Source organism: Pigmentiphaga daeguensis (genome assembly GCF_039523035.1).
Classification (GTDB): Bacteria; Pseudomonadota; Gammaproteobacteria; order Burkholderiales; family Burkholderiaceae_B; genus Pigmentiphaga; species Pigmentiphaga daeguensis.
In genome coordinates this window covers 11655-32712 of record NZ_BAAAEN010000012.1, presented here as the reverse complement: position 1 = coordinate 32712, position 21058 = coordinate 11655, and the positions used below count along the sequence as shown (strand labels likewise).

Genomic DNA, 21058 nt, shown 5'->3' with positions numbered 1-21058 from the left:
TCACGTTGCCGCCGCCCAGCGCCCCGACTCCCTGCTGGAAGGCGCCGTAGTTGATCCACCAGCTGGACTGTTCCGGCGGCAGATAGATGTAGCCATACGATCCGTCGGGACGAACTCCGTACTCGCCGCTGTTGTATTCGCCGAAATACATGCCTTCGCCGACGTTGCCCTGCCGGTTCAGCCACTCGACGAACCGCTGGCCGGAATGGCTGGCCTGGATGCTTCCGCCCGCCTGGATGTCCAGGTGGCCTCCCTGTACGCCGTACACCGCCGCCGGATTGGCCGTCGTGAAATCGCTCCACGTCGTCGTGTCCCGTCGGCCCGCGGTGTAGATCACCGACTCCTTGTGGGCCAGCACCAGATCGCGGCCGGCACGCACCTCGATATCTCCCGTGCCCGTGCGTACGAGCTTGCCGGCCCCCTCGTCGCCGTCCTTTCCCGTGCCTGCGGTGCCGACGCGCACGGATCCCTTGCCGTCGGCCTGCGCCGCCAGCGGCGCAGCGCCAGCGCATCGGCCGCCGCCAGGTCGGCGCCGGCGACAAGCCTCAAGTTCCATGAAGCAGTATCCCGCAGGACGCCGCCACGATCCGCACGGTCGAACCCATCGCTCAGGTGCCCTCCCACGACGAGGTCGCCACCCGCGCGCAGCGTAAGCGTTCCTTCCCTGGACGCGGCGAAATCGGTCAGCAGGTTCCAGTCGCTTTCGAGTGCCAGGTCGGCCGCGCTGCGTATCTCGATACCCGGGGCGAGCGTGATGCCATCGCCGCCCAGCCTGGCGGCGATGGTGCCGGCATTCGCCATGAACGTCCCGGCATCCTCTATCGCCGCCGCCTTGACCGCGTCGACCGAACCGCTGTCGTAGACGGCCACGCCCTCCAGCACGGTCGACCGCGCGCCGGCCACGGCCACGTCCAGCCGGCCGACCCGGACGTCCGCATGATCAACGGTTTGTCCGGCCCGCAGGCGCACCTTGCCGCCCTCCGCGCCGCCCACGTCGATGACGCCGCCGGCCAGGGCCAGTTCGCCGCCCGTCGCCTCGATCGTCACACGGCCGCTGCCCAGCTCGCCCGTGGCGCCTGCCAGGAGGCGGGCGCTGTCGCGCATGCTCACGCCGTCGCCGCCGATGACACGGATGGATCCGCCGTAGCCGGCTCGCGCATCGACGGTACCGGCGATGTCCACGGTGCCGGCGTCGGCGGTCAACAGGAAATGTTCGACGATGGTCGTGCCGTCGAGCAGGACATCTCCCTTGCGGACCCGGAACTCGCGGGTATGGTTGAAGCCCGCTTCATTCAATCGCACGTTGAGTGCCCCGAAGGCAGGCAGCGTCTCGATGTCCAGCGCGACCTTGCCGGCCTGTCCGCCCTCGCCCGCATGCGCCGCGATCGCGCCGTCCAGCATGACGTTGCCGCCGCCGGCCGCGGCAAGCGTCAAGGTCCCGGCGTTGCCGCCACGCGCGTCCGCCGCGAGATTCAGGCTGCTGCCCGCCCGCAGATCGACGTTGCCGCCCACGGCCGACAAGGCAATGCGGCCTGCATCCGCGAACTCGGCCACGTCGTAGAACGCCTTGGCAAAACCGCCGACATCGATGCGCGCCCCTTCCGCCACGACCAGGTCGCCATGGGTGGCCACCATTTCCACGGCACCGCCTAGCGCGGCGACATGTCCGTTCACGTCGATGCTTGCGCCCGTGAACGAAAGCCGGGCGCCCAGGCTGTCCTGCGGAGCAAGGCCGGAAGCGTTGCCGTCCGAGGCTTCGATCGCCAGGCGGCCCGTGGTCGCCAGATGCTGCGCGGCGCCGCCACGGCCGGTCACCAGCGGAGTCGCCAGCGTCAGGGCAGCCCGCCCGGCATCGACGCCGCCCGTCCCTTCCGCCACGATCTGCGTGCGGCCGGCGAAGGTCATGCCGTCGAAGCCGCTGAACCGCTTCGACCCTTCTCCCAGCACCAGCGTGTCGGCGTCCAGGACGAGATGCCCGCGGCCGGCGCCCGCCTCTCCCGCATGGCCGCCGCTGTTGGCCAGGACGATCGTGCCTCCTCTTACCGTGATGTCATGGTCGCCGTGGCCGGCGAACGATGCGCCGTCGAAGGTCAGCGAAGACACGCCGGCCTTGCCCAGGTCCAGCGACGAATGGAAATCGAAGCTGGAATAGCTGCGCAAGGTCAGGTGACGGGAGTCCGACAATTGGCCGAGCGTTGCCGTATCGAGCACCATGCCCGACCCGCCGCCAAAGCCTATGCGCCCCGCCGCCACCGACAGATCGTCGGCGGAAATTCGTGCGCCTGCAGCCAGCTCGGTCGTGCGTGTCGCATCGATCAGCAGCGACGCGCCGCCTTCCAGGACCGCGCCCGCCCCCACCACGGCCAGCCCGCCTCGCGTCGTATCCACATTCTGGCGAATGACCTTGAGCGCATCGCCATTCGCGACCCTGATCAGGGCCCCCCAATCGGCCGCGGGACTCGTCAGCACGTCATCCGCGGCATCGAGTTCGTTGATCACGCCATCCCAGTTATCGTCGAGATTGCCGTCGGGATCCGTGTAGACCGCTTGCCGCTGCGGCTGGACGACCAGATCCCCGGTGCCTCGGGCGGCGTCGCCGCGGGCATGGATCACGCTGCCCCCATCGACGGCGACGCGATCGCTCGCGGCCAGGATGATCTCCGGACCATACAGCGCCGACCCGGCATCGTTGCGGACGATGATGTCGCTGGCCGTGACATCCAACATGAGGCCCTGCGGGGCGCCCTGGCGGCGGCCGCCTATGAGCAGGCTGCCGGCGCCGAACGTCGACAGGCTTGCGGCGTCGATGACGAGATAGCCTTCGCCCCGCAGCGCCGCGGCGTCCTGCCCCTTGCCAAGAATGGCGATCTTTTCTCCGGCGATGTCCACGAGCCCGCCACGGCCTTCGCCGGCGGGCGCGGAGCGCAGGGAACCGTCCAGCAGCAGGGTCTGTCCGGCATTGAACACCACGGCGCCGCCGTCGCGGGGCAGGCGGGGCGTCACGATGTCCTGGCCGGTCAATCGGTACTGCGTCAGCTTGAAGGCATCGGACGAGAAGAACTCGTTGGCGAACGCTTCGTTGTATTCCGTGTAGCGCCGCACCGTACTGCCCGGCAGAACTCGCCAGACCGCCGCCGTCACGGGCTCGAAACCGTCATACGCGTTGCCCCGCCGCCCCTGCATGACGAGGCTGCCGTCAGGCGTTTCGAAGCCTGGCCGGTCCGGACCGGACCACGACCTACCCGTCGCCTGCACCGCGAAGGCGCCAGGCAGCAGGGCGTACCTTGCCGGCAAAAGGGTGTACCAGCCCGACGCCAGGCCGGGCCCGCCGGCCAGCCATACGCGCTCGCCCGCAGGCAGGTCGCTGAATGGCGCCGCTCCCGGCGCATCGGGCACGATCGCATACATCCCGGGCATGGCCAGCACGTCGTGCGATCCGCCCGGGCCGGGCACGTGTTCCCACGCATACAGATCGCCGCCGCCGGAAATGTCGACCACCGCCCCGGCGCCCACCGCCACGTCGGGCGCCTGCAGCGAAATGCGTTTTTCGGGCGGCACGGCCAGCATGGCCTGCGACGTGCTGGACCCGTCATCGGCTTTGGTCGGGTCCCGCCACTGCTCGTCGTTAGACAAGGTTCCGTACGGAACGGCGATACCGGCCCCGGCGACCGAGGTCAGGCTGCCCGCGCCCAGGACGAGACGCTGGCCGGCAACCAGCTCGATGGTTCCCAATGGCGCGCGCAGCACGCCGTCCTGCTGGATGACCGGAGCCTCGATACGTAGCGTGCCGCCCGCCGAAAGCGGCACCGGAAGGTCGCCGCCCAGGCGCTCGACCCGGATGGCGTTGCCGGCGCGCAGCGTGGCGGTCATCGCCGTGCCGGGATAGACCTGGCCTGCCTCCAGCACCAGGTCGCCGTCTACGTCCAGGTCTACCCGCAGCGCCTCGTTACCGGTCATTTGTTCCGGCAATGCGCTTCCCAGGCGGATCTCTCCGGCCCGGAAGCGGGTCTCGCCGAATCCCGTGATCCGGGCCCGGCCGCCGCCGGCCGCCAGCGCGGCGGCATCGGCCACGACATCGATCAGCTCCGCATTCAGCGCCAGCCGGCCCGCGCCGCCTTGCGCAACCGGCGCGGAACCGCCCGGCGTGGCCATCGCGCTCAGGGCGATGTGCGGCGCACGCAGCGACGACGAGGTCCCTTCGTGTCCCACCAGTTGCCCGCTCAAGACCATGGATCGGTTCGCCGACACGTCCACGCCATCCAGCCTGATGGCTCCCTGCACTGAATTGACCAGGGCCAGGTCCGCGAATCCTCCGGCGGCGAACGCGCCCGGCCTCACGGTCAGCGCGTGGATCTTGCCGGGACTCTGCAACACTTCCCGCAACAGGTCCGAGTAAAGCAGGCTGTCGCGGAAGAAATCGAGCGCCGCATCGCTCAGGCCGAATGCCGCCGGATCGAGCGGTTCGGATTCGAGCGCGGGAGCCGGCAGCCCTTCGGACAGCACCAGTTCCTTGCGGTCTTCCAGATGAGCCAGCAGGGCGGACGGAATCACGAAAGGCGCGGCCCCGCCGATCAACGGGCTCCAGTCGAAGTCCAGCGCTTCCTGCCAGTTGCTGTAGTCGCACACGCCATTGCCGGCCAGGCCATAGCAGTCGGGATCCATCCATTGCATCGCCTGCCGCAGCCTTTCCGCCGCGGAACCGTCGGGCCCGCTCGCCGCCTGCATGTCGAAGCGCAGCCGCCCCCCGGCGGCGCGAGGCCCGCCTGCCAGCCCGCGCAGCGTGCTTTCGACCAGCCCGGTTCCCGAGATCGAGATCGAGCCGCCGTTGCTGTCCAGCGTGACGGCCTGCGGATCGCGCGGTCCCCATGGACCGTACGACGGCTCGTCGATGCTTCCCGAGGCGCCCGAAACGTCCACCAGCCCTCCCCGGGCCAGGGCCAGCCTGGCGGTGTTGATGGAAATGGCGCCGCCGTCGCGCACCTCGCCCCGGCGCCAGCCGCGCGCGTCGCGATAGATCACCGGCGTGCCGCGCGCGAGCAGTTCGCCGCCGGCGGACAGCGTCACCTGCGTGCCGGCCAGGTCGATACGGCCGGAAGGCGCCTCCAGCCGGCCCGCCACCACCACGGTACCGCCGTTGACCCCGGCCGCCAGCGCCAGCGAGCCGCCCACCTCGGTGCGCACGCGCGCGCCCTGGCCCACCACGATGTCGCCGCCGCGGGTACCCAGGGACAAGCCCGACGCGCCGCGCGCCACACGCTGCTCCAGACGCGGCATGGTGGCAGGCAGGTGGTCCGCCAGGCGCTCTCCCGTCGCCAGCCGATGGTAGTCGAGCAGCGCCAGATCGAGCCCCACGGCGGCCTGCACGATATCGGCACCTTCGGGAATGACAATGTCGCCGCCGTCGGACATGACAGAGATGGACACGTTTCCGAAGCCATCCTGGGCAAACAGCGAAGCCGGCACGTGCAGTGCCGCATCATCCCGTTCCACCGCGCCGATCGTGACCGAGTCCGTCGTCATCAGAGCCAGGCTGCCGGCGTTTCCAAGCGCGTAGGCCCGCAGGTCCAGGGCCTCCAGGTCCATGCCCGCGCGCAGGCCGCCCAGACGCACGCTTCCCGCGTTGCCGGCCCGCAGTATCGGCTCGCCCCGCGAACCGCTTTCCACTCGCCCGCCTCCGGACACGTCGATGATCGCGCCGGGCGCGGCCACCAGCTCGCCCACGCCCAGGTCGACGGTACCGGCATCGATGGCCCATGCGGACGGCATCGCACCGTCGCGCCACCGGTTGACCCATTGTCCGCCGGCATCCAGCCGGCTGTCCGCGCCCAGGAACAGCCGGCCCGCGGAGGAGTCCAGCCGGAGGGATCCGCCCGGCGCCCGGATCGTGCCATCGATGTAGATGTCCGAGGTCGATCCTTCGCCCCCCGACACGAACAACGATGCCCCTGGCGACAGTTCCAGCACCGCATCCGCGGCCAGGACGAAATCGCCGCGGACGATGTTGAGGGCGATCTCGCCCAGGCCCGAGCGGCTGAGCCCATCGGCCAGCAGGTGTGTCAGCTTGCGCGATTTCGACGGGTCGGCCATGTAGAACTCGTCACCCAGGGCCGAAGTCGAGACGAAGTCCGCGCCCAGCCGCAGCGGATCGTTGCTGACGACGATCTTGCCGGGCGACCAGGGTTTGTCCTCGACCGAGCCGCCTCCGAGTTCGAGCCTGCCCCCGCCGTTGCCACCCGACTGTTGCCGATCGCCGATGATCGTACCGCCCCAGACCTCGCCTTCCAGCACCATCGCATCGCCGGCGAAGACCTGGACCGATCCCGCGTTGCGGCCTTCGACGTACCCCCCTTCCATCGCATTGGCGCCGATGACCGGACTGCGCCAGGTCTCCTTGACTCCCCAGCGCGGGCTGGACGATGCGTACTGGCCCGCGATGCCCACATACCCGATATCGGGCAGCGCACGGTCCATGGTGTAGAGCCTGCCGTCCGCCCCCAGCAGCTTGGTCGCCGTGTTGACACCGTCCGTGTACCGCACCGAGCCACCCGAGATGTCCAGCATCGAACCGCCGCGGGTGATGACCGAGCCGCCTGCCCGCATCGTGATGGTGCCCGCATCGGCCGACAGCTCCGCCAGGTCTGTCTTGCCCACGCCCACCCAGCCGGCGACGTCGCCCAGGGGCGTGCCTATCCACTCGCCCGGCACGTAGCCCACCTGGCCGCTGCCGTTGTCTTTCTGCACCCAATTGACGCCGGCCATCGGACCGTCCGTAAAGATGCCGTTGGCGCGACGGTCGACGATGAGCTTCGACCCCCGCAGCCACGAGTCGCGCAGCAATGGGGAGTCGCGCAACTCGTTGATGCGCAGCTCGACCTCGACGAAATTGCGTGCCATGGGCACCAGCACGTCCCTCACGCCGGCCACGCTCAAGAACGCGTCGCTGTCGATGTAGATCCGGCTGGCATCGCCCACGCTGCCGGGTTTGTACCAGGGCTGCTGGGTGAACAGGGGATTGACCGCCGACTCGATGTTGATGGTGCCGGCCGGCACCAGCACGCCCGCTTGCGGCTTGAGATCGATCAACTGCCCATACAGGTCCACCCGTCCTGGCTGGTAGCGGGTGGCAAGCGCGGAGGCTTCGATCTCGCCGATGTCGGATGCATCGGGCAGAACTTGTGTCACGCTGGACGGCCCGAGCGTCAGCGTGCCGGCCGACCAGTTCACCAGTTCGTTCATGCCGTCCGCATACATGTGCGTGCCGAGCCCCCAGGCACGCAGCAGGATGGAGCCGCTGCGATTGTTGAGCGCGGTCGTCGCGGTCAGCGCGCCAAGCTGCCGCACGTCGCGCGCCTGCAGCGTGATGTTGCCGCGGTCGGACCGGATGCTGCCGGTGTTGACCACCTCGTAGCCCACCTGCGCGGCGCGCTGGGCCATCTCGGGAAAGACCACATCGCGCAGGCCGGCCACGAACTGCGCATCGCCATAGACCGGCGACAGGCCCAGCGCTCCCGCGACCTGTCCGCCGGTGAACGCCCAACCGGGCACGGCCGACACGGCGACGTCCAGGCCGCGCACGCCCGCGGGGTCGTCCAGGCGCGGCGTGGCCAGGAACACATTCTCTCCTGCCGCCAGGATGACCTGGCCGTCGGGCGCCGACAGAGCGCCGGCGTTGCGCACCTTGGGCGCGAACAGCATCAGCTTGCCGCCCTGCCCTGTGGCCAGCGTGGCGCCCGCCTCGACGACGACCTCGCCGGGCGGGGCTCCCGGCACGAAGCGGTCGATGGTTCCCAGCTTGTCCGGTGTCGTGCCGTCTCCGGGCTGGTACCCCGACTGCCCATAGATGACAGGCTGCTCGGTGGTGAACTCGCCGAACTGGGGAATGGCGAAATCGTTGCCCCCGTTGCTCATCCGCCGGGGATTGTTGATGCCCAGCTTGAACTGTTCGTCGGTCAGCCGCAGCGAGCTGGCCACCAGGGAGCGGGTATTCACCTGGCTCGTGCCGGTGAACAGGATGCCGTTGCGGTTGACGATATAGACCGAGCCTTCGGCCTGGATCCGGCCGGCGATCTGGCTGGGGCGGCCGCTGGGATCGTTCACCCGGTTCAGCGCGATCCAGGTGTTGGAGCCGTCGGCCTGGGCGCCTCCACGCTGGTCGAACCTGACTGTGGTGTTCCGGCCGACGTTGAACGTCTCCCAATTCAGGATCGCCTTCTCGGCGGTCTGGCCGATGACCACTTCGGTCCTGCCTGCCGACTGCGTCTGCACGGGAGCCTGGGCGTTGAGCCAGCCGGCGGTCAGGCTGTTCCCGTCCACCTTCAGGCCGCCCTCTCCCAAGCCGTCGACGAGGTCCGGGCCCCGGCCCCATGCGGCCTCGCGCGCCGCTGCCTGCACGGCCTGCTGTGCCGCGATCGCGCGGGCGGCCAGGTTCAGGTTCTCGTACGAGCGCTGCGCATTGGCGCGTTGCGCCGCATTGATGCCGGCCAGGCTGGATGCCGGCGCGCCGTTGGGCAGGCGGCCGGTCGTCGCGGCGTTGGCCTGCGCCGCCCCCTTGGCGGCGAACCATGCGGGGCTGAAGGCCTGCTGCGCCTGGACGCTTCCCACCATGCCGCCCGCCGCCAACGCCATGGCGATGGCGCGCGCCACGGGCGCCGGCTTGAAGTGCCGCCACTCCTTGCGTGTCATCCCACGTCCCATGTCGCCGCGCCCCCGTGTACCCATGACCGATCCCGCCAATAGTTGAGCCATTGCCATGCCGGCGGCATCGCCGCCGGCCGTATCCGCGCGAATCCCGCACCATCCGCCGGTGCGTTTCCGGATCCGATGCGCTAAGACGGAACGTGGTTTGGAAAAACCGCAGGTTTTTTCGATCAGCTGAGAATCAGCAATCCGCCGGGCAGCGAACGGGCGTGCAAATCGAAATTGTGTTGAAGCTGGGAAAGCGCCGAGTCGAGCGCCGCGATCACGAAACGGCCCGTTACCGGACGCTGTGCGGCCGCATCGTTCAGCAACATGATCTTCCCTGGGCGATAGCGGTTGATCTCGTCCAGCACGTCGCCCAGCCGGGTATGGTTGAAGACCAGCTCCCCCCTGCGCCATGCGGACACGTTGCCCGGATCGACCGCGGCCACTCCGCTCAAGGATGTCTCGTCATAGACGGCCTGCGTCCGCGCTTGCAACATGGCGCCGCCGGCCGGATGCTCGATACGGACCAGCCCGGCGATGCAGGTCACGCAGACCCGCCCCTTCAGGTTGCGCACCTCGAAGCTTCCCATCTGCGCCGTGCTGCGGCCGGCACCGGCCATCACGGTGAAGGCCCGGCCCGCGCCGTCGAAATCGATGGCGGCCTCGCCCGCCAGCAGCTCGATGCCATGCATGCCGGTACCCGCGCCCTGTTGCCGGATGCGCGTCTGGGTATTGAGTGTGACGTTGACATGTGCAAGGCTCAGGGCCTGCTGCTCACCGGCGGCGGTGTGGAAATCGGCCCCCCATGTGCCAAAGGGCGGCCACACCCCCGCCGGCGGATAAAGCACCGCCACCGAAGCTGCCGCGGCCACCCCCGCGGCGGCCCCCAGGAACGCGCGTCGGCCGTGCCTCGGGACACGCAGTGTGCGCTCGTGAAAGGCCGCGGCCTGGGCATTGGTTCGCAGCATCTCCGCCACGCCGGGGCCCAGTTCGTCCCACCGCCGCCGGACATCCCGGAATGCCTGCTGGTGAGCCGGGCTGGCATGCAGCCATCGCTTGAACGCCTCGGCATCCCAGGGCTTGACGTCGCCCGACGCAAGCGTGCGCAGCCACAGGCGCGCCTGCCGCTGGATCGCGTCGGCCGAGGCCGAAGAGCTGTCGAAAGATGTCGAGCGTCTCATCGCATGAACTTGTCGTGGATGCCGGCCGTCCTGGCCAGCGCCGGCCGGATTTCCCATGGATCGACTATGACGGTTTGACGACCGCCATAACCGCAACTATTTTTCATTTGCCATCCGGGCATCCAGATATTCGTGCGCGCGCTTCAGATCCATCTCCACGGTTCGCAGCGACACGCCCAGGCGCCGGGCCACTTCCTTCTGCGCCATGCCTTCCAGGCGCACCAGCACGATGACTTCGCGCTGCCGGCTGGGCAGACGGTTCAACATAGCGACCAAGGCGGCAAGGTCGGAGCGCGCCTCGGCCTGTTCGGCCGGGCCGGGCGCCGGATCCGCCAGCTCCAGCAGGGCGCTGACCTCCTCATGTGGCAACGACTGGCCATGCCGGCGCTGGATGTCCACCGCCGCGTTGGCCGCCATGCGCATCAGATACGCCCGCGGACTCTGCACCGACCCGATGCCGCCGGACTTCTCGCTGTTCAACCGCAGCCAGGTGTCCTGCAACGCATCGCCGGCCAGATCGGCATTGCGCAGTACGCGCGCCAGCCGCAATTTCAGTTCGCCGTAACGCTTGGTCAGGTAATCCAGCAGAATGGGTTGCGCGCCCTGGGACATGGTCAGGGCGCTCCGCAGTGCCGCCAGCCGGCCGGATCGCCGGGATCGTTCGGCAGCACGATCATGGTCAACGGCTGCGGCATGCCGGACGGCGGCGGCATCTCCATCCGCACCAGGCCGATCGCACTGCGCACCGCCCGGTCGCGCACCGCGTCTCCCGTCGATTCCAGCAGTTGGACCGCCCCTACCCGCCCCTGGCCGTCGATCCGGAACCGCAGCAAGGCACGATACGCGCCAGGCATGGTCGCGGGCGAATCGCACAAGGCGTCCCACAAGCGCGCCTGGACCCGGGCCGGATAGTCGCCGGCACGATTCAGCGCCGACGCCATGGACCACGCCAGACCCTGGACGGGCTTCAGCACGAATGCATCCGCGGGGCCGTCCGCTATGCTTTCCGCCTCCAGACCGCTTCCCGCCAGCAATCGCGCCAGTCCTTCGTCGGATGTGTAACGCCCCTTCACCGCCGACGACCTGCGGCCGGCAACCGTTTCGCTGCGAACCAATGCGGCGCGGCGGGTCAGCGAGGCATAGCGGTGCAGCGCGTCGGCCAGCGGCATCGCGGGAATGTCGAACTCGAACACAGCCTGTGCCCGGTCCGCCGCGGGCTGGGCGGAACTCGAATCCTCAGGAGAGAAAACGCGTGGCGACTCGGCGCCCGAGGCTGGATCGGACCCGCATGCTCCCCAGGCCATCAGTCCGGAACCGATCAACCCCGCAGCCATGGCACGCATTCTGGCCGGCCTTTGCGTCCCGTCCCGAGGGAGATTGGAAAGATTGATCGCATCCGCACGAACTGGAAAGCATTCTCGGACCGCGCATGGTGACAGGCGGATATGTCGGTTTGGTTACTCGGCTGAGCAACAACCGCCGGACGCAGGACAAGACACTAGTCATAGTCCTTCAGGAATTCGGCAACCAGCCGCACGAACGCCTGCGTGACCAGCGACCGGGGTTTTCCCGCCGGAAACAGCATCGCGAAGTCATTGAAGAACGCCGGCTCGAACCGGCGCGCAACCAGGCCCCGGCCTGAAAAATCGTGGGCAGTGACGGGATCGACAATGCTGTAGCCCACGCCTTCTGCCACGAACGCGCACATCGACGCGAACAGCGGCGTCTCGACCTTGATGGACAGGGTGGCGCCATTTTCGGCGAACAGCTCCTGCAGGCGCTGCGTGCGGATGTGGTCGCGCGGCGCTGTCACGATGGGCAGTCCGCTCAGGTCGGCCGGACGGATGACATCCTTTCCCGCCAGCGGATGCTGTGCGGGCAGGACACAGACGCAGCGCAGGCGGAGCTTTTCGGCGTCGACCCATCCTGGGTCATACGCCGTCTCCGAGAATCCGATGTCGAACTGCTGGGTGGTGACCAGGGTCACGACCGTGGGTGAGCTGCGTGCCTGCAAGGTGACGTTGACGCCCGGGTAGTCCCGCAGGAAGTGGGCGGCGACGCGCGGCAGGAATTCGAGCGCCAGCATGGGAAGCGCCGCGATCCGCAAGCTGCCCGCCTTCGCATCGCGGATATCTGCCGCGAGCTGCGCTATGCCGTCCAGCCCTTGAAGCGCGCCCACCACCGCGCCGTGGAGATACTTGGCCTCTTCGGTGGGCTGCAGGCGGCTTTTTTCGCGCACGAACAGGCTGAAGCCGAGATCGGACTCCAGCCCCGCGATCAGGGTACTGATGGCGGGCTGCGACAACCCGAGCCGCACGGCGGCCCCCGTCACGGTTCCCGCGACCATCACTGCGTGGAAAGCCTCGAGCTGACGCACTTTGAACATGGCGGGACCAGGTATAGGCGATTTTTATGGATTCAGAAAAAAACAGGATTGGATCGCGGATTTCGGCGTCTGTATGCTGGGGACAGTAGCGCATCCACAGAAATGATAGTGCTCGAACCCGGGGGAAGAATCATGAAACATGCAACAGCGTGGGGCTTGAAGTTCTCTCTGGAGGCGTCGATGGCCGCGGTCGTGGCGGGCGGGCTGGCCTTCGCGCCCGGCGCAGGCGCGGCCGACGATTACCCCAGCCGGCCGATCCGCATGCTGGTCGGCTTCTCGGCGGGTGGCGCCACCGACCTGTCCGCGCGCATGATCGCGCTGCAACTGTCCGAGCGGCTCGGGCAGTCGGTCGTCGTGGAAAACCGTCCCGGCGCAGGCGGCAGCATCGCGGCCAGCGCCGTGGCGAAGGCTCCCGCCGACGGCTACACCCTTCTTTACACCTCGGCGGCCCACGCCATCAATGCCGCGCTCTACAAATCGCTGCCCTTCGATCCCGTGGCCGATTTCCAGCCCATCACGACGGTGACCACCACGCTCAATGCGCTGATCGCCCACCCGTCCCTGCCTGTGCGCGGCGCCGCGGAGTTCATCGCCTACGCGAAGGCGGCCCCGGGCGGCGTCAGCATGGCCTCGACCGGCATCGGCTCGTCCAGCCACATGGCGCAGGTCCTGTTCACCAGCATGGCCGGCATCCAGGTCAATCACGTGCCCTACAAGGGCACGGGCGAAGCCATACGCGACATCGTTTCCGGCGAGGTCAAGGTCACCATCGACGCCGTCACCGCCTACCTGCCTTACCTGAGGAACGGCAGCCTCAAGGTGGTCTGCCTGGGCGACGTCCGACGTAGCGCGCTGCTGCCCGATGCCCCCACCTGCGACGAGACGGGCCTGCCGGGCTACGCGGTCAGGAGCTGGCAGGGCGTGCTCACCACGGCCAACGTCCCGCGCAATATCGTCGACCGGCTCAATCGCGAGATCAACGCGATCCTGAAGTCGCCGGAAACGATCCGGCAGATGCAGGCAGCGGGCGCCCGTCCGCTGGGTGGCACGCCGGAGGAGTACGCGGCGATCATCAAGCAGGACATCGCGAAGCTCAAGGAACTGGTCTCCCTGGCCGGCATCCAGCCTCAATAAGACGGGGACAACCATGAACAGACCGACTCCCACGGCGGCGCAAGCGGAAGAGACTGCCCGCCGCATCCACGCCGAGCACATCGTCATCGACTCGCTCGCGCCCAGCTTCGTCGACGAATGGGCGCTGACGCCCGCCATGATCGAGATCGGCAAGGCCTTGCAGGCCCAGGGCGGCTCGCGCCCCGCCATCAAGAAGGCCATGGCCGAACACCTCATCGCGCAGTGCGCGCACGACCCCGGAACTCGCGAAACCTATCTTTCGTACTGGCGGCGCTCGGGTGTCACGGCCTGCAACTACACCTTGTACGCATCCGGCCCGCCCGACACTGCCCTGGATGCGACGGTCGCCAGCGCGCGACGCGCCGAAACGCTCATGGCCTCGCTGGGCGGACAGGTAACGCTGGCCACCAACGCCGCGCAACTCGAAGCCGCGCACCGCGACGGCCGGCACGCCGTCATGTACAACCTGCAGAACGCCGAGCCCGTCGGGGCCGACCTCGGTCGGGTGGAAGTCCTGCACGAACTCGGCGTGCGCAGCATGCAGCTCACGTACAACCTGCGCACCCGCTTCGCCGACGGCTGCCTGGAGACGAACGACGGCGGCCTGAGCCGCTTCGGCGCCGCGCTGATCGAGAAGATGAATGCGTGCCGCATGATGGTCGACCTCTCGCACGCCAGCGCGAACACCGCGCGCGACGCGGTGGCCGCATCCAGGACGCCGATCGTGGCCACCCACACCGCCGCCCGCGCGCTCAGCGGCCACCCCCGAGGCCTGCCCGACGACGTACTGAAGGGCATCGCCAACGGCGGGGGCTACGCCGGCGTGGTGGTGCTGCCGGCCTTCATCCTGCCGGCCGAAGGCGACGGCCGCGCCGAGAAACACGGCAAGCCGCGCAGTTGGGCCACGCTCGACACCGTCGTCGACCACCTCCAGCACCTGGTCAATGTGATGGGCGAGGATCACGTCGGCGTCGGTACCGACTGGGGCAAGCCCTACTACGACGCACTGGCCTGGACGCCGTCGATGATCCGGCCCGAGAGCGGCAGTTTCAACTGGGTAGGCTGGCGCCCGCAGGACCGCTTCGATCCGAACGCGCAGACCCTGGACCTGGAAACCTGGGACAAGTGGCCGAACCTGACCGCCGCCATGCTGCGCCGGGGCATGGCCGAATCCACCGTCGTCAAGATCGTCGGCGCGAACTACATGCGCGTATTCCGCGAGATATGCGGATAGCGGCAACGCCATCGCCCGGCCCGGAACAGCGTATCGCCGTGATAGGCGCGGGCATCGTCGGCGCATGTATCGCTCATGCCTTGCGCCGACGTGGCGCCGACGTCGTGCTGATCGACCGTGACGAGCCGGGCCGCGGCTGCAGCTTCGGCAACCTGGGCGCGATCAGCATGAGCTCCGTCGCCCCGCTGGCCATGCCCGGCGTCCTGGCCTCGCTGCCCAGCATGCTGCGCGATCCCGAAAGCCCGCTGTTCCTTCCCCTGGGCTACCTGCCTCGCGCGCTACCCTGGCTGCTCAGGTTCCTGGCGTCGGCCCGCGCCGCCAAGGTCGCGGAAGCGTCGCGCACGCTGGCACGCCTGCACGCCGGCGCCGTCGCGGCGCACCAGGCTCTTGCCCGCGAAGTCGGCGTCCCGGAACTCATCCTTCAGCGCGGCCAGCTTCACCTCTATCCCGACAGCCGTGCCCACGCCCAGGACGAAGCCGCGTGGCGGCTGCGCGCCTCGCACGGCTTGCCCTTCACGCTGCTCGACCGTCCCGGCATCCTGGAACTGGAACCGCATGTGGGCAAGCGCTACACGGTTGGCGTATTCCTGCCCGACGACGGAACCATCCTCAATCCGCTGCGCTATGTCCAGGCCATCGTGCGGGCGTTCGCCGCGCGCGGCGGCGAGGTACGGCGCGACGAGGTGCGGGCGCTCAAGCGCGACGGCGACGGATGGAAGCTGAATTCCGGACGAGGTGGCGAACATTTTTCCCGGGTGGTGGTGGCCGCCGGCGCATGGTCCACGCGCCTGCTGGAGCCGCTCGGCATCCGGCTGCCGCTGGAGAGCCAGCGCGGCTATCACGCACAGTTCTCGGGCTGTGCCGGGCTGGTCTCGCGCTCGGTGGTGCTGGCCGACCGCAAGATATTCCTGGCCCCGATGGAGGACGGACTGCGGGTAGGCGGCACGGTCGAGATCGCGGGCCTCGACCGTCCCCCGGACATGCGCCGCGCGCGCCTGCTCGAACGCATCGTACGCGAAACCTTCGACGGACTGGCTAACGCAACGGCTACACACTGGATGGGCCATCGTCCCTGCATGCCCGATTCCCTGCCCGTCATCGGCCCAGCCGCCGAGCCCGGCCTCTGGCTGGCCGTGGGACATGGCCATCTCGGCATGACGGATTCGGTCAATACCGCGCAGCGGATCGCCGAGAGCATGCTGGCGCGGCATCCGCGGTAGATGAAGGGCCGGCGATCAGGACGAAATGGTTAGGCAGCTCAACGCTCCTGGGCCCTCCCCTCTGATCGGCTGGAACGATTTGAGACAGTTTTCCGCCGTGCCCTGCCATCCCATTCAGTAGGATACGCAAGTCGGGCAGCGCGGAGGAGCCGGGGTGATGACGCAAGACCTTGAACCGAACAAGGGTGCGGCCGAACCCTTGGTTGCTCACGGCGACATCCTGCGGAGCCTGTCTTCCCTGGGTGCGGTGAGGCTCGCCGCGGGGTTGACCAGTGCCGCGATCATCATTGCCGGCCTGTTCTTCGGCCAGGAAATATTGATACCGCTGGCGGTGGCCTTTCTGATCAGCTTCGCGTTGAGCCCCGCGATCGCCAAGCTGGAAAGACTCGGCCTTTCCCGATTGCCCGCGGTCATGCTCACGATGATCGTGGTCGTGATCCTGATGGGTGGCTTCGGGCTGGTGCTCGGCTCTCAACTTCGCGCGCTCAGCCAGGAACTGCCTACCTATCAGTCCACGATCCGGTCCAAGCTCGCGGACCTGCGCAAGAATCTTTCCGGGCCGGGCATGCTGGACGGCGCCATGCAAACGGTGGACACCGTGCAGAAAGAGGTGGAGTCGCCGGCAACGCACGCCGACGATGCGCCGCAGCGCGTGAGCGTGGTTCCGGCACCGCCCATGCCATTCGACACGGCCAAGGCATGGCTCGTCCCGGCGCTCGCGCCGCTGGCGAACGCCGGCATCATCTTCGTATTCGTCTTCCTCATGCTGGTGGACCGCAGCGACCTGCGCATGCGCCTCCTTCGCCTGCTTGGCGGCAACCTGCACCGCTCCACGGATGCCATGGAAGAGGCCGGCACGAGAATCAGCAAGTACCTGCTGATGCAATTGCTGGTCAACGTCACCTATGGCTTGCCCATGGGAGTCGGGCTGTGGCTGATCGGCGTACCCGGCGCCTTGCTGTGGGGGACGATCGCCGCCGTGATGCGGTTCATTCCCTACATAGGACCGATGATCTCGGCGGTCTTCCCCTTGGGCCTGGCCTTCGCCGTCGACCCGGGATGGAACATGGTGCTGTGGACCCTCGGGCTCATCATTGTCCTGGAGGTCATCAGCAACAACGTGGTCGAACCCCTGCTCTACGGATCGAGCACCGGCCTGTCCGCGATTTCACTCATCGTCTCGGCCACGTTCTGGACTGCGTTGTGGGGCCCGGTCGGCCTGGTGCTCTCCACGCCCCTCACCGTGTGCCTGCTGGTCGTGGGCCGCAACCTGCCTCAATTGCAATTCCTGGATACGCTGCTCGGCACCTCGCCGGCGCTGGACTTGCCTACCCGGGTATATCAACGCCTGCTGGCGGACGATTCGGACGAAGCTCTGGACATCGCGCAGGTCGAAATCGAACGATCCTCGGTGCAGGCCTTCTACAACGACGTGGCCGTTCCTGTCCTGGGGCTGGCAAGCCAGGACTACCAAGGCCAGGCGACCCCCGAGCACCATCTGCGCGTCATAAACGGCATGGAGACGCTGATCGAAGCACTCCGGGAAGACCATACCGGCGGCGACGCAGGCGCAGGCAAGCCCAGGGTCGTCTGCATAGCGGGAAAATGGGAAGTCGACACCCTGGCGGCCGACATGCTGGCCCATGCGCTATGCCTGGCGGGGATCTCCGCCGACTTCCGTCCCGCCAGCGCGCTCACCTCGCGCCACCTCGATGGGCTGAAGCTCGATGACGTCGACATAGTCGTCCTGGGCTACATGAGCGAACAGCCGATTGCCGCGGCACGCCAGCTCTGCCGTCGCATACGGCGCAGATAGCCGCATCCGCGTACCGTCCTCGCGCTGCTGAACCTGCCCGAGTCCTTTCCCATGGAGGAAGCGCGGAACGCCATCGGCGCGGATGAACTTGCCACGTCGGTGAATGAAGCCGTCGAACGCATCCGCATCATGCAAGCGCCTGCCCGGGTCGCCGCCACGCCGGTCGAAACCGGCGACGCTGCGGGGAAGCCAGTAGAACCGTTGCTGGCGCACTGCGCCGCGAACGAGTCGATGCGGCAGGATCTCCATGACTTGGCGAAAAAGACCGCCGACGCCTTCGGCGTCGAATGGGCAGTGATTGCCATCATCGATACCCGGAACGAATACATCGTGGGGCAGAACCAGGTACTACCGGACATGGCCTTCGATCAGTCAGGCCTCTTGGCTATCGCTCGCCAGGACGGCATCGGTTATCACGTCGTGCAACGGGGAACGCCCATCGCCATTGCCGACATCCAGCGCGAGCCAAGCCTGGCCGATCATCGTATCAGCACCACCCTGCATGCCCGCTTCTATGCGGCGGCTCCCTTGATGACGTCAGACGATCAGGTCTTCGGCGCGCTCTGCATCCTGGACGATGCGCCCAGGGACATCACGGAGCGCGATCAGGAACTATTGGAGCGCCTGGCTGACGAGGCGACATTCCTGATCACCGGTCAATCCGCCGATGCCACCCAGGCGCCAGCCCAGGGCGGCCAGGAAACGGCGACCGTGGGCCAGAAAGTACCCGAGTGAGACCGGGCGTGCCGCACACGGCCGCGCTCGACGCGCAGCGCTTCCTGGAACTGGAGGGACCAGGCGGCGTGAGCGAACCAGTCACCATGGCGGCTTGACGTACGCCTTACCCCAACTTCTCTTTCAACCCCGGCTCATACTGGCCATCCAGCAGGATGAATGCCACTCGAGCGGGTTCCGTGCCACGATTCGACCAGGCATGGTTCGTCCCGCACTGGACCAGGACGTCGCCGGCCCTCAGCGTGACTTCGCTATCGTCCAGCAGCATCGTGATCTCGCCTGAAAGCACGATCGCGTAATCCACCGTCTCCGTTCGATGCATCATCGGATGCCTGCCTTCGGCAGCATAGGTGGACGCCGTGGCATTGCCCATCCCCGCGAACAATTTCGCCACTTGCTCCTTGTCGAAGCTGCGGGACGCATCGGTTTCGGGAACCAGCGTGTTGATGCGGATGACACTGCCCCGTTTTGCGGGCAGTTGCCGGCGTGGTCCCAGCGTCGGCTCCGGAGCCACGGCGGAAATCGGAGCGGGGGTACCGTCCGTACGCCACACATCGGTCGACGCGTAACCGGGGCGCATATCGGAGGTATGAACGAAAGGAGCGGGACCATCGGAAATCACGACCGCGCGGCCGTTCTCGTCGTGGCCGGTCACGACCCGTCGAACATAGCCGGGGGTTCCAGGTTCGCACTTCATGCCAGTTCTCTCAATCCTATTGAATATCTATTTTCTTCGTGGCGACGATGTCTTTCCATCTTGCCGTCTCGGACTGGATGACTCGTCGCATGTGCTCGGAAGAATCCGGCAGCGGCGTGCCGCCAAGATCGGCGAACCGCTGGCGCATCTCGGGTGTCGCCAGTACCCGGTGCAACGCCTGGTTCAGCCGTTCGATCACCGCGGGGGCCATGCCCGCCGGCCCGGCTATTCCCAGAAATGACGAGGCCTCGTAGCCGGGGTATGACTCGGCCACAACGGGCACGTCAGGCAACAGCGGGGAACGGGTGGCGGAAGTCATTGCCAGAACCCGGACGCGGCCCGCCTTCATGATCGGCTCGACCACGGATAGCGTATTGAAGGTCAGATCAAGACGGCTGCCGCTCAACAACTCCGTAAGAGGCGCGGCCCCCCCTTTGTAAGGAACATGCGTCATGTCGATGCCGGCGCTCGATTCGAACGACTCGGTGGCAAGGTGGAAGAGCGAGCCCACGCCAGCCGATGAATAATTCAGCCTTCCCGGCGCGGCCTTGGCCGCCGCGACCAGGTCCGACAGCGTCTTGAATGGCGAATCGGCCGGCACCGCAATTGCCAGGGGATAGGTGATCAGCATGGAGATCCAGGAGAACCCTTGGACCGGATCGAACGGCAAACTCTTGGATGTCGCGACCAAGGTGGGATAGGCCCCGCTGACCAGCAACAAGGTGTAGCCATCCGGCCGTGCCCGCGCGACGGCATCGGCGGCAATGACGCCGTTGGCGCCGGGACGATTGTCGACCACGACGGGTTGGCCGAGGTCGGTGCTCAGGCGGGCGGCGACCAGCCGTAGAACGATGTCCGCATTGCCTCCCGGAGCAAAGCTGTTGATGACAGTGATCGGACGCGACGGATAGTCCTGGGCATGTGCGACACCCGCGCCAAGGGCGAGCCATGCGGCCAGCACCGTGAACGAAGAACGAATGATGAACTTGGCCATGTTGTTTAGAACTCGTAGAGAACAGCGGGGTTGGCGACCAGGATTTGCCGGCGCAGCGCCTCGTCCGGCACCCACTGGGCGAACGCGTCCAGCAGGTCTCCATCGTTTTGCATGCCGTCGTACTGGTTGGGGTGCGGCCAGTCCGTTCCCCACAGGACGCGATCGGGCCGTACGTCGACCACGGCACGTACCAGTTGCTGCATGTCGGTCCACGGAAAATCCATCGCCGACATCCGATGCTGCCCGGATATCTTGACCCAGCAGTCGCCGCCGGAGAGCAACTGAACAAGCGCTCGGAAGCCCGGCCCCTCAAGGCTTTCCCCCAGGCGAACGCGGGCGATGTGGTCGATCACCAACGGGCAACCGATGGCGGCCAGGCGCGGCGCCAGGTCCGCCAGCTCCCGCGAACGATCGACGTGAACCACGACGTGCCACCCATAAGGCCGCACCCTGGCGGCAATGGACTCGAGCAGGTCGAAACTGGGTGTACCTTTCACGACTGTCGATAGTCTCGTGCCGCGAAAGCCCAGGTCGTGAAGCTCGCGGATTTCCTTATCGGACGTGTCGGGACCGATGATCGCGACTCCGCGCAGCCTCTCTTGATTGGACTTCACGGCGGCTGCTACCGCGCGGTTATCCACGCCATGAACCGAGCCTTGCACCAGTACGCCATGGTCGATGCCCAGTACGTCGAGCATCTTCAGATAACTCTCTACCGGAGCATCGGGCGGAGTGAAGCTGCGCTCGGGAATGAAAGGATGGCGAGTGGACGGCCCAAACACATGGGCATGGCAGTCCGTCGCGCCCGCAGGCGCTTGGTAATGGGGCTTTCGCGTCTGGGGATCGGGGCCCAGGCAAGGGCGCATGATGTCTCCGTATCGTTGAAATGTTCTTACGAAGAGATGATCGGGTAATCGTGCCTTGAAGGGAAGTCACTTCCCGGCATAATGGTTTTTCCATTTCTTCCGAACCGATGTTC

At 67.3% G+C, this 21058-nt stretch carries 13 protein-coding genes; 5 read left to right on the top strand and 8 right to left on the bottom strand.

Annotated elements, in window-relative coordinates:
• Window positions 1-333 precede the first annotated feature (333 nt).
• The 5 genes from ABD104_RS15900 to ABD104_RS15880 all read right to left on the bottom strand — a co-directional run bounded on the left by ABD104_RS15900 (window position 334) and on the right by ABD104_RS15880 (window position 12249).
• Window positions 334-8682: a two-partner secretion domain-containing protein gene (locus ABD104_RS15900; protein WP_343927812.1), complete on the bottom strand. Its 8349-nt coding sequence runs from the start codon at window positions 8680-8682 to the stop codon at window positions 334-336.
• Between the two features lie 185 nt (window positions 8683-8867).
• Window positions 8868-9863, bottom strand: a complete 996-nt coding sequence (locus ABD104_RS15895) for a FecR family protein (protein ID WP_165963304.1) — start codon at window positions 9861-9863, stop codon at window positions 8868-8870.
• Between the two features lie 96 nt (window positions 9864-9959).
• Window positions 9960-10475, bottom strand: coding sequence for an RNA polymerase sigma factor (locus tag ABD104_RS15890; RefSeq protein WP_132980479.1), 516 nt, complete (start codon window positions 10473-10475; stop codon window positions 9960-9962).
• A gap of 2 nt (window positions 10476-10477) precedes the next feature.
• The gene (locus ABD104_RS15885) at window positions 10478-11056 is read right to left on the bottom strand and encodes a TonB family protein (RefSeq protein WP_176400623.1); all 579 of its coding nucleotides are present in this window, start codon (window positions 11054-11056) and stop codon (window positions 10478-10480) included.
• 305 nt (window positions 11057-11361) lie between these two features.
• Complete coding sequence (locus tag ABD104_RS15880) at window positions 11362-12249, bottom strand: LysR substrate-binding domain-containing protein (protein ID WP_087836701.1); 888 nt, start codon at window positions 12247-12249, stop codon at window positions 11362-11364.
• Window positions 12250-12381: 132 nt separating this feature from the next.
• On the opposite strand from ABD104_RS15880, the gene ABD104_RS15875 reads away from it, so the two are divergent.
• The 5 genes from ABD104_RS15875 to ABD104_RS15855 all read left to right on the top strand — a co-directional run bounded on the left by ABD104_RS15875 (window position 12382) and on the right by ABD104_RS15855 (window position 18388).
• A complete protein-coding gene (locus ABD104_RS15875; protein ID WP_343927811.1) occupies window positions 12382-13383 on the top strand; it encodes a Bug family tripartite tricarboxylate transporter substrate binding protein in 1002 nt (333 codons plus the stop codon).
• 13 nt (window positions 13384-13396) lie between these two features.
• Complete coding sequence (locus ABD104_RS15870) at window positions 13397-14617, top strand: dipeptidase (RefSeq protein ID WP_343927810.1); 1221 nt, start codon at window positions 13397-13399, stop codon at window positions 14615-14617.
• Window positions 14608-15837, top strand: coding sequence for an NAD(P)/FAD-dependent oxidoreductase (locus ABD104_RS15865; RefSeq protein ID WP_343927809.1), 1230 nt, complete (start codon window positions 14608-14610; stop codon window positions 15835-15837). The genes ABD104_RS15870 and ABD104_RS15865 overlap by 10 nt, the downstream gene beginning before the upstream one ends.
• Window positions 15838-15994: 157 nt before the next feature.
• Window positions 15995-17653 (top strand): AI-2E family transporter, encoded by a 1659-nt coding sequence (locus tag ABD104_RS15860; protein WP_343927808.1) that lies wholly within the window; start codon window positions 15995-15997, stop codon window positions 17651-17653.
• Between the two features lie 51 nt (window positions 17654-17704).
• Complete coding sequence (locus ABD104_RS15855) at window positions 17705-18388, top strand: GAF domain-containing protein (protein ID WP_343927807.1); 684 nt, start codon at window positions 17705-17707, stop codon at window positions 18386-18388.
• A gap of 106 nt (window positions 18389-18494) precedes the next feature.
• On the opposite strand, the gene ABD104_RS15850 is transcribed toward ABD104_RS15855, so the two are convergent.
• From ABD104_RS15850 to ABD104_RS15840, 3 genes are read right to left on the bottom strand one after another with little or no spacing between them, the layout of a single operon-like run.
• Entirely contained in the window at window positions 18495-19085 is a 591-nt protein-coding gene (locus ABD104_RS15850; RefSeq protein WP_279818163.1) for a cupin domain-containing protein, read from the bottom strand.
• A 16-nt stretch (window positions 19086-19101) separates the two neighbouring features.
• Window positions 19102-20079 carry a Bug family tripartite tricarboxylate transporter substrate binding protein gene (locus ABD104_RS15845; RefSeq protein WP_343927806.1) on the bottom strand — a complete coding sequence of 326 codons (978 nt, stop codon included), beginning with the start codon at window positions 20077-20079 and terminating at the stop codon, window positions 19102-19104.
• A 5-nt stretch (window positions 20080-20084) separates the two neighbouring features.
• Window positions 20085-20945 carry an amidohydrolase family protein gene (locus ABD104_RS15840; RefSeq protein ID WP_343927805.1) on the bottom strand — a complete coding sequence of 287 codons (861 nt, stop codon included), beginning with the start codon at window positions 20943-20945 and terminating at the stop codon, window positions 20085-20087.
• Between the last annotated feature and the right edge of the window lie 113 nt (window positions 20946-21058).